Source organism: Chryseobacterium potabilaquae, assembly GCF_902728265.1.
Taxonomy (GTDB): Bacteria; Bacteroidota; Bacteroidia; order Flavobacteriales; family Weeksellaceae; genus Chryseobacterium; species Chryseobacterium potabilaquae.
Genome location: NZ_CACVBR010000066.1, coordinates 1 through 10,346 on the forward strand (window position 1 = coordinate 1; position 10,346 = coordinate 10,346).

The 10,346-nt window shown below is 31.7% G+C and carries 9 protein-coding genes, 1 tRNA gene and 1 pseudogene; 2 read left to right on the forward strand and 9 right to left on the reverse strand.

What is annotated here, in order from left to right; all coding sequences use genetic code 11:
* Positions 1-227: transposase (locus CHRY9293_RS17755; protein WP_262887737.1), on the forward strand; the 227-nt coding region annotated here is incomplete at its 5' end.
* A 30-nt stretch (positions 228-257) separates the two neighbouring features.
* Here CHRY9293_RS17755 and CHRY9293_RS17760 read toward each other — a convergent pair.
* Together CHRY9293_RS17760 and CHRY9293_RS17765 are read right to left on the reverse strand one after the other, a co-directional pair.
* Positions 258-707 (reverse strand): Arm DNA-binding domain-containing protein, encoded by a 450-nt coding sequence (locus tag CHRY9293_RS17760; protein ID WP_162034201.1) that lies wholly within the window; start codon positions 705-707, stop codon positions 258-260.
* Positions 708-956: 249 nt separating this feature from the next.
* A tRNA-Ser gene (locus CHRY9293_RS17765) sits at positions 957-1,041 on the reverse strand.
* Positions 1,042-1,269: 228 nt separating this feature from the next.
* Here CHRY9293_RS17765 and CHRY9293_RS17770 point away from each other — a divergent pair.
* On the forward strand, positions 1,270-2,289 hold the full coding sequence (locus tag CHRY9293_RS17770) for a phytase (protein WP_162034202.1): 1,020 nt from the start codon (positions 1,270-1,272) through the stop codon (positions 2,287-2,289).
* Positions 2,290-2,302: 13 nt separating this feature from the next.
* On the opposite strand, the gene CHRY9293_RS17775 is transcribed toward CHRY9293_RS17770, so the two are convergent.
* The 7 genes and pseudogenes from CHRY9293_RS17775 to CHRY9293_RS18770 all read right to left on the reverse strand — a co-directional run.
* Positions 2,303-2,887: a chemotaxis protein CheB gene (locus CHRY9293_RS17775; RefSeq protein ID WP_162034203.1), complete on the reverse strand. Its 585-nt coding sequence runs from the start codon at positions 2,885-2,887 to the stop codon at positions 2,303-2,305.
* Position 2,888: 1 nt separating this feature from the next.
* Positions 2,889-3,719, reverse strand: a complete 831-nt coding sequence (locus CHRY9293_RS17780; RefSeq protein WP_162034204.1) for a CheR family methyltransferase — start codon at positions 3,717-3,719, stop codon at positions 2,889-2,891.
* Complete coding sequence (locus CHRY9293_RS17785) at positions 3,719-4,063, reverse strand: response regulator (protein ID WP_317173942.1); 345 nt, start codon at positions 4,061-4,063, stop codon at positions 3,719-3,721. Before CHRY9293_RS17785 ends, CHRY9293_RS17780 begins: the two co-directional genes overlap by 1 nt.
* Before the next feature lie 36 nt (positions 4,064-4,099).
* Positions 4,100-7,708 carry a hybrid sensor histidine kinase/response regulator gene (locus CHRY9293_RS17790; protein WP_162034206.1) on the reverse strand — a complete coding sequence of 1,203 codons (3,609 nt, stop codon included), beginning with the start codon at positions 7,706-7,708 and terminating at the stop codon, positions 4,100-4,102.
* Between the two features lie 781 nt (positions 7,709-8,489).
* Complete coding sequence (locus CHRY9293_RS17795; protein ID WP_162034207.1) at positions 8,490-8,990, reverse strand: CinA family protein; 501 nt, start codon at positions 8,988-8,990, stop codon at positions 8,490-8,492.
* Positions 8,991-9,087: 97 nt separating this feature from the next.
* Positions 9,088-9,552: a DUF892 family protein gene (locus CHRY9293_RS17800; protein WP_162034208.1), complete on the reverse strand. Its 465-nt coding sequence runs from the start codon at positions 9,550-9,552 to the stop codon at positions 9,088-9,090.
* Between the two features lie 386 nt (positions 9,553-9,938).
* A pseudogene (locus tag CHRY9293_RS18770) lies at positions 9,939-10,232 on the reverse strand (DUF1826 domain-containing protein); the annotation flags it as partial.
* Positions 10,233-10,346: the final 114 nt, after the last annotated feature.

Consider the following 10,346-nt stretch of genomic DNA (forward strand, 5'->3'; position numbering starts at 1 on the left):
CCGATAGGCTGAGAAAAATTTACAATCAAGATATTACAAAATCTGTGGCTATGACTAAACTAGCCCACTGGTTCAAAGAGGTGGAAGAGATGGGTTTTAAATCCTTCAACACACTAACTAAAACAGTGATGAATCATTATAGAGATATCTTAAACTATTTTGAAGAAGTACCAATGCTTCAGCAGAGTCTTTTAATGCGAAAATCAAAAACTTTAGATGGCAACTAAGAGGGGTAAAAGACAGAACCTTTTTCTTATTCAGATTATCCAAACTTTTTGCATAGCCCCCAACTTTTGCGCCTGAGCCGTTAAAGTTCCTTTTGCAAACTCTTTTCCAACTAGCTTTTCTATCCTGTCATTATGATCCTGAAAAATAGGAATCAGCATTCGATTCTTCTGATCTCTTCCCAAGAGCTTGTTTTTAAGAACGTCACAGCTAATTATCTCTTTTTCCCGTATCAATTCGTAATACGTATCATAAACTTTCTGCTCAAATGTTTTAAGGTAAAAGTTGAGGGATTTGGATTCTTCTGAAGATCCCTTTACACTTTGAGCCTGGGAATTCCATTTCGAAGGCTGCACGGTACGCTTTGTACTGATCTTCGAAATTTTACCGTCAATAGTAATTCTCATGTAGATGGGTGCTTCTCCCTGAGCGCTCATTTTAGCTTTTTTGACATAAAAAAGCAAATTGAATGTCTTGTTCATAATATCGGTTTTAATAATTCCAAATTAATCTGATCATAAACCTGTCACAAGATGTTCAATTTCTGAACATGCTGATGAATAGGCTGTTTTCAAACTTTCTAGTGACCTGTTTCTTACCTTTTTATTAGGTCACCGAATAGGTCACTTTCAGATTGTGATTATTTAGCTCTTTTTAGAACCGACATAAAACAAAAAATGCTGTAAAACATCTATCTTACAGCATTTTGTACTATTTTATTTGAATAGTTGCGGAGAGTGAGGGATTCGAACCCCCGGACCTGTTACAGTCAACAGTTTTCAAGACTGCCGCAATCGACCACTCTGCCAACTCTCCTGAACTCCAACAATAGTGTTGTTTTCAGTGGTGCAAATATAGGATGTTTTTTCTTTTCTACCAATTTTTTAAATTAATTTTCCTAGAAAAAACAGCAAATACAACTATTAAATCTAATGAGTTCCTCCGTTTCATCATTTTACATCCTCTTAGTATAATTTAAAATTATCATTAAAAAATCATTTTAGGTGTGAAATTTGATTTTCAATGGTGACTGAAAATAAAAGTATGAATAAAATTAGGTCTATTTTGATTCTGATTTTACTTATCAATTGTTCAAACCAGAATCACTTAGAAAAAAAGCTCAAACCCAGTATTATTACAGAAACGGTTGTACACGATACTGATGATCCTGCCATCTGGATTAACCCTAAAGATCCTTCAAAAAGTATCATTATAGGAACAGATAAAGATTCGGATGGAGGATTGTATGCATTTAATCTTCAAGGAAAAATAATACGTAAAGTATTAGGATTAAAACGTCCTAATAATGTAGATATAGAATATGGTTTTTTACTCAATGGAAAGAAAATAGATTTTGCAGCCGTTACTGAAAGAGAAACCAATATGGTTAAGCTATACTCTCTACCGGATTTAAAAAATATTGGAGAATTTACAATATTTGATGGGGAAACAGAACGCTCACCCATGGGAATCTCTATGTATAAAAATCCCAATACTCAGGATTTTTTTGTTATTGTGGGAAGAAAGTCAGGACCTCCTGATGGATATCTATGGCAATATAAATTAAAAGAAAAAAATGGAAAAATAACGGGCGAAATGGTTAGGAAGTTTGGTAAATATAGTGGATTAAAGGAAATTGAAAGTATCGCTGTAGATGATCAGCTAGGTTATATCTATTATTCTGATGAACAATATGGTGTTCATCAATATTATGCCGATCCTAAAAAAGGTGATAAAGAGCTTTTGGTTTTCGGAAAAGGAGATTTCAAATCTGATGTGGAGGGAATTTCCATCTACTCCACGTCTTCTAAAGATGGATATATTTTAGTTTCCAATCAGCAAAAAAATACTTTTAATATCTATTTAAGAGAAAATCCTGCAAAAGGAAAAATAGCTGAGATTCCAGTTTCAACAGAGGAAAGTGATGGCTCTGAGGTTACAAACGTTAATTTAGGACCTAATTTTCCAAAAGGAATATTTGTAGCGATGAGTAATGGTAAAGTTTTTCAAATATATGATTGGCGAATTATTGAAAGAGAATTAAAGCAGCAATATTCTAAATAACACAAATTTGCTTTTAGAGTGGAATATATACCCATTTTTGAATCGCATTATTTATTTTTATTGGCATAATATTTGGATTTATTATCTTTTCCTTGGCTTGTTTAGGCATATACATCACTTCCGCTGTAACCGGATCCTGAACCCAAACTTTCCCATTATTTCTTTTGATATACTCCAAGCCCTCTACTCCATCAGCATTAGCTCCTGATAACAGTACACCAATAAGATTTTCTCCATAAATTTCAGCTGCAGATTTAAAAGTTACATCTATAGAGGGACGTGAATAATTCATTTTCTCAGAACTATCCAGAGACATCATTTTTTTATTTTCAAATAATAAATGATAATCAGCCGGCACTATGTAGAGCTTGTTATTTTGAATCTCTGTTTTATCTTCTACCTCAACAACATCAATAGAAGAAACTTGTTTTAATAAATTTAATAGCACATTATTAGAGGGAGCTTTTCGATGTATTACTACTACTATAAAAAAGTGTATTTGAGGAGTTAACTTTTTGATCATCTCCAAAATAACTTGTAAACTACCCGCTGATCCTCCTATAATAATTAATTCTATATTGCTATTGAGAGATTTCATGCTAATGATGTTCTATTTTCTTCCAAATTTTTTGATCTTCTATTGGATGATACATTTTTTCTAATTTAGAAAACCTCAACGTTTCTTTTGCCCCCAACGCTAAATAGCCTAAATTTTCCAAACTTTCATCAAAAAGACGAAACACATGTTCTTGCAGCTCTTTCTCAAAATAAATAAGTACATTACGGCAAATAATCAATTGAAAACTATTGAAAGAGCTATCCGACACTAAATTATGAGTAGATAAAACCAGTTTTTCCTGTAAACTTTTATCAAACTTCACACTGTTATAATGAGCAGTATAGTACTCCGAAAAATCTTTTTTTCCACCAGAAATGATATAATTTTCAGAATATTGTTTCATGTGCTGTAATGGAAAAACACCTTCTCTGGCGAATTCTAATACAGAAGGATTAATATCTGTCCCATAAATCAAAGACTTGTCATAGAGATTTGCTTCTTTTAAAAGTATAGCCATGGAATATGCTTCTTCCCCAGTGGAACACCCCGCCAACCAAATTCTGATTAACGGATAAGTTCCTAGTTGAGGTAATATTTTTTCTCTCAACATTTTAAAAAAAAGCGGATCTCGAAACATTTCTGTAACATTCACCGTAATTTCTTCAATAAACCGTTTAAAGTATTCTTTGTCATTCAGCAGCTTATATCTTAGCTCTGCAAAGCTTAAAAATCGATCAATTAGACAAAGCCGGTTAATTCTTCGTTTAAAAGATGCCCGGCTATACTGTGAAAAATCATATCCATACAACTTATCCACATCTTGTATCAATAGTTCGACTTCTTCATCTTTTATGATGCTTGGCTCTAGCATTAAGAATATTTTTCAATAGCCATTATCAACTGATCCATATCAATTGGTTTTGATACATAATCTTGCGCTCCGGCATCCAAACATTTTTGACGATCTTCAGGCATTGCTTGTGCGGTGACGGCAATAACAGGAATTTTATTAATTAATGTGTCATTGCGAATAATCCTTATAGCTTCATATCCATCCATCTCCGGCATCATCATATCCATAAGAACCACATCTATTCCGCCTTTATTTTGTAAAAGTTGAATTGATTCCTGGCCTGTCGTACAACTCTCAATCAAATAACCATAAGCTTTTAGAGTTAGTTTAAGAGCAAATATATTTAGTGGATCATCGTCCACAATTAAAACTTTTTTATTCATTGAAAATATACTAGTTTAAATTTCATATAACCAAACACGTAACAAAGATAATAGCTGATCAATATCTACCGGTTTTGAAATATAATCTGATGCTCCGGCTTCAATACACTTTTCGCGTTCACCAGTCATCGATTTTGCTGTAATTGCGATGATTGGCAATCTGGTAAATTTGGGTATTTTCCTAATCTCTCGTATCGTTTCGTAACCATCCATTTCCGGCATCATCAAATCCATTAATACGACATCAATATCCGGATGTTCTTTAATTTTATCCAACGCCTGCTTTCCATCCATGGCGGGAACAACTTCTACTTTATATCTTTCCAAAACTTTGGTCAGAGAAAATACATTACGAACGTCATCGTCTGTAATAAGAATTTTTTTCTCACTTAAAACTTCGGTTAAAGAGCCCAAAGGTCTATTGGTAGTTATTTCTATCGAACTATTCTTCTTTTCAACCAAATGTAAAAATAATCCGATTTCATCTAAAATCCTTTGGTATGAATGGGCAGTCTTCACTACAATAGAATTAGCATACTGTCTTATTCTTAGTTCTTCAGGTTGTGATAAATGATGTTCGGTAAAAGCTATAATCGGTAAACTTTCTAATCCTTCATTACTTTTAATGGATTCTATAACTTTATGTTCCTCACCTTTAAATGATTCAATATCTAAAATCACACAATCTACATTATTTTCAAGTAAAGATTTTATACTATCTTTCGCATTATTTTCTACTGATAAAGTAATATTATAATTCCCTAAAAAATAAGATAGTGCATTGGCATGCTTAGCATTTTCTTCTACAATCAGTACTTTTTGAGGATGAGACTGAAGTGCTTCTTCAATTTTCCTAAACATAGAATCTATATGATTTATAGCAAAAGGTTTATCAATAAACCCTGACGCACCTTTCATTAAACTTTCTTCTTTTACATGAAGCACGGACATCATGTGAATCGGAATATGTGCCGTCTCTATATTGGATTTCAGTTCATCCATCACGTGCCACCCGTCTTTTACAGGTAATTGAACATCCAATAAAATAGCTAAAGGATGATATTGAATTGCTGCAGATAAAGCCTGACCCACTCTATTAGCTACCACACCTTTATAATTTTGAGTGCGTGCATATCTTAATAATGCTTTTGCAAAATTAATATCATCTTCAACAATTAAAATAACTTTATCATCTATTGTAATGCTCTTACGATCGTCCACAATATCGGGTATATCCATTACAACATTGGATTCATGTACTTCAAGCTCACCATCCTTGAGTATATTTTGAATTTCTTCTACATCTTCTTTAATAATTTTCACTAAATCTTCATCGGTCTCCGTCTGAGGCATTTTAGCACTCTGATTAACAGGAACAACAAAACTAAATTCACTCCCCACATTGACTCTGCTTTTTAATAGTAATTCTCCTCCTAGTAATCTTGTAATTTCCCGACTGATTGCTAAACCCAAGCCTGTTCCGCCAAATTTACGTCTGGTAGATCCATCTGCCTGCCTAAATGCTTCAAAAATGACATTTTGTTTAGCTTCCGGAATACCTATTCCTGTATCTTTAACACTAAAAATAACAACTTCCTTATTTTTAGGATCTTTTTTAATATGTAAATCAATGCTTCCTTCAGAAGTAAATTTCAAAGCGTTTGACAATAAATTGGTAAGCACCTGATCTACTCGGAGTGGATCTGTTTCAATCGTTTTTTCCACGTCATCTTCTATGTAGACATTAAATTGAATTCCTTTTTCAATCATCAATGGATTAAATAAATTAGTCAGATCTTTTACCAGTCCACTCATCATTACTTGCTGATATTCCAACCTCATTTTACCTGATTCGATTTTAGCAAGATCTAATATTTCATCAATTAATGTTAATAAAATACTTCCGGAGCTTTGGATTACTTTAGCAGATTCAACTTGATCTTCGTTTAAATTTTCTTCCGTATTTTCAGACATTAAACGAGAAAGTAATAAGATAGAATTCAAAGGAGTCCTTAATTCATGCGACATATTGGCTAAAAATTCAGATTTATATTTTGTACTTAAAGCCAACTCTTCCACTTTTTGCTGAATTTCAGTATTACGATCTGCTATCAAATGATTTTTCTCTTCCAATAGTTTTGATCTTTCTTCCAATTCCACATTTGCTTGCATCAGTTCTTCTTGTTGAACCCTCAACTCTTCCTCCGATGCCTGTAACTTGTGTGCTTGCGCCTCCAATTCACTATTAAGATTCTCTAATTCACGATGTTGCACTTGCAATTCTTCTGATTGGGCTTGGGTTTCTTCTAATAATCTATGCTCTTTCTCACGCCATTTTGCTGCGTTTAAAGCTATTCCAATATTTCTACTCGATTCAACAAAATACTCAAGATGATCTTCATCAAAATTATGAGCAGAGCATAATTCCAACACTCCGAGACTCTCCTTATCCGCTAATATTGGAAGTAACAAAACCGCATTAATTTTCACTTTATTGCTCGCAAAAGAGATTGCAAAATCCTTTTCATTAAGATCATTATATACCTTTGGAACTTTTTGAATAAAAACTTTCCCCACCATTCCTTCACCCGGTTTGAAAGTGATAGGCATATTATTTTCTATACCAAAAGCATTACTTAGTTTTAATAGACCATCATCTACTAAATAAATAGCTCCATCCATGCAGTTTCCATACTCAATAAGATGATCCAGTGATTCATGGATCAATTCGTCCATTGACTTATTCCCCACAAGGGATTCATTCAACAATGCTAATCCTTTTTGTCTCCAATCGCTTTTATTGATTTTTTCAAATGATTTTTTCAACGAATTAGTCATATGATTTACAGAATCAACTAAGTCACTTAAATCATCCTGAGAATGGTCTACCAATTTTTGACTATAATCTCCAAATGCTATTCTATTGGCCACTTTTTGAATAGCACTTACCCGTTTCGTCATTTCCTGCTCTTTTTCTTTTAATTCTCTTTGTAGTTTTTCTTTACTCATTAAATCTTTGCGTAATCTTCTATAAAAGAATATCGTCACTGTAAGAGCTGCCACAGCAGAAAAAACAATGAATAGAACAGTGAGATTGGAAGATCTCTCAAGCGTTTTATCTTTTTTCGCTAACTGATTCTCCTCATAATGAACAAAATCCCAAACGAGCTGCCTGCATTGATCTGTATATTGTTTACTCAACAACATTTGTTCTTGAGTCATTTGTATACCCTTTTGCTTATTTTCTATGAATTGTTTTAGATTAATGAAAATCTTATTTCCATTTTTTTCTAGATCCTTTATACGCTGAATTTGTTCTTGATCTTTAATATCCAATAACTTAGCTTGTCTTATCACTTCAGCAAATGCGTCGATACTTTGATTATAAGGCTCTAAAAAGCTTTTCTTCCCTGTAAGCTGATACCCTCGAGCTCCCGTTTCAGCATCAAGAATAGTAACCAATATATCTTTTACAGCAGTAATGGATCTTCGTGATGTAGACAAGTTCTCTCTATTTTGCATCTGATTCTGAATACTCCAATAAGATGCTATAGAGCTAACAATTAAAATTAACAAAGATATCCCTACTCCAAATTGTAACTTTTTTATGATTTTTTTTGGCATAAAAGTGAGTTTATAGATAAAGTGAATAAATGTAGATCTCTCATCTACTGTATGTATATATATCCACCTATACATACCTATTTTTGGTGTTTTACATATTGTTTTTTCTTTGAATCAATTTTATCAAATCCAGACTATGTGTTTTTAATAAAAAACATCAATATCATTATTATTAAAACTCCACATTATAAAAATTCAATAATGAATTCGCTAGTTCTTTAGTATTTCAAAAATACTTACAATATTTCAAAAAAATATTATCTTTTTAATTATATTACATGAAAAAGTAATATAATTAAAAATAAAAATTCACCTCACAAAGAATTAAAAAAGTCTTTAAACCTACAATTTAAAGACTTTTTATTACCACCCAACCTGAGCTCTCTGAAGACAAAAACAATTTTCTCAATAAAATATTCTCAGGTAAGTTTATTTTATATTAAGGGTGTCACTTTCTAAGTTTCTGCAGAGTTTTTCCAGCTAATTTTTTCTTGATAAATCACTTTTTCAACGGTCTATTTACAAAATTCATACTCATTAATATCAACTTGAAAAATAATAGCCTTTCTCCCTAAACTTTCAATTTCTGATTTTGTTTTTAGCACATTTTTATGGTTGGAATGATAAATAATCGCAATATCGGCTCCTTCCTTCGTAAAAGTAAGACCATTGCTTTTTTTATTCCACTATCAGCCCTCGGTGATAATAATATACTTATTTTCTAATTTTCCCATATTAAAGTTTACTTTTCACTTCCGACTTCCACAATTTTTTGCCTCTCTTATTTTAAAATTAATAGTTGATTAATCTCACTTTTTAAGCAGCCTAAAATAAACTCGGTATAATATAACTGAGCATTTATAGCCTGTGTTTTGGGATGTAATTCCAATTTTTTTGTTAAAATAATTTCCCCTTTATAAGCAAAAGAAAAAAAAGCAAAAATTTTATATAATGAATCACGAATTGGTGTACAATAGCCTACCGTTGCAATAGACCAATCAGATTCAAAAAGTTTTGCTCCATGTATAGCCATCGTTTCTACAATGTTTTCTGAAACGCAATCACAATCTTCAGCTTCATGTTCGTCCACATGTAATAATCTTACTTTTTCAGGTAATGTGTAAACCGTTATACCTCCTTTGTAAAAAAGAGAAGCATTCGGCATTTGCGAAAAAGCTAACTGTAAGCAGCCGGAAGTAACACTTTCGGAGACCGAAATAGTATCTCCTGCCGCAATGAGACATTCACTTATATATTTAAAAAGATTTTTTTGAAATTCCATAATTTTAATATTTTATATGTGGATTTAAGGATGTATTTTTTTTACGATCCATAAGTCTTTAAAATTTCTTATTTTGAAAAAACCATATAGAAAAACTCTATATGGCTTTATTTTTAAACTTCTCCTTTCTTGTAAGATTAAGATATACTGCAACAATTTCTGTAAGATCATAATCGGTATCTGCTGCTACGACTAATACCACATCCCGAAACATAGAATCTTCTTTTGCGGATTTAATTTCTTGGCCTTCTTTAATTAGCATAAAGATTTTATAAAGACTGTTTACATGTTTTTTTGTGCATAATTGATAATTAATAAAAACTTCTCTTAATTCTTTCCTAATTGTAGTTTTTTGTATTCTATTCAAAACATTGATAATTTTATTTTCAGCAAAATAAATCTCTTTGAGAGTGGAAACAAAAAACTTATGAAGAGGTAAATCTTTCATTCTTTCTTTTTTTATTGTCACATTATTCACTAACATGGCATCTTTTAAATTGCCAGATAAAGAATGTATGTTAGTAGTATGAACTCTTTCGCCCGCTAATATTGTTGTTGCCATACTCTATGGAAGATGTTTATTTTATAAAATATTCCTCTAAGTAATCTAATTATCAATGAAAAATCATTTATTTATCAAATAAGGGGGAATAATTATTTATCCGAAGTTACAATACAATAAATTATTATTATATGATTTGAATTATATAATAAATTTTTACAAGCATTTTATGACAAATTGCATATTATTAACAAAAAATGGGATATAAATACAGGAATTCTTATTAGGAAAGATTGTGATTTCAAATGTATTTAATTATCATATTTGATAAAAATAAAAAAGTAAGGCATAAAAAGCTTTTTCAACCTTTATCGAGATGAAATAAAGAACATGACAAAAAATATGTTAATTGAGATATTCTAATGGAATTATTTCAAACTCATTTATCAACAAATCAATAGTAATCGATATTCTCCTTCATTTTCAATAGGCGCCCTATGAATGCAAGGTGGAACTTGTTGATCTGGATGATCTACTGCTAATTTCCAAAGGTGTCCAAGACCCAAATTAATAGGCTTTGCATTTGGCTTTGCCTGATAATGAAGATCAAAGAAAAATTCTTTTAAAAAAGATTCAAATTCATCTTCTGGCGCATCATGTATTTTTTTAAGTTCTTCTCGAATGGCCGGAATTACAATTTTTTGTTCTGCTTGATCATTGGGTAAAATTGGCTCAGGCGCAAAAGTTGGGGGGAACTTTTAATACTATTATCTTTGCTTTATGATAAATGATCAGGAACTTCTTAAATTATTACTTCCAGAATTTTTGGTAGAACACTTTGATATACTAAAAGC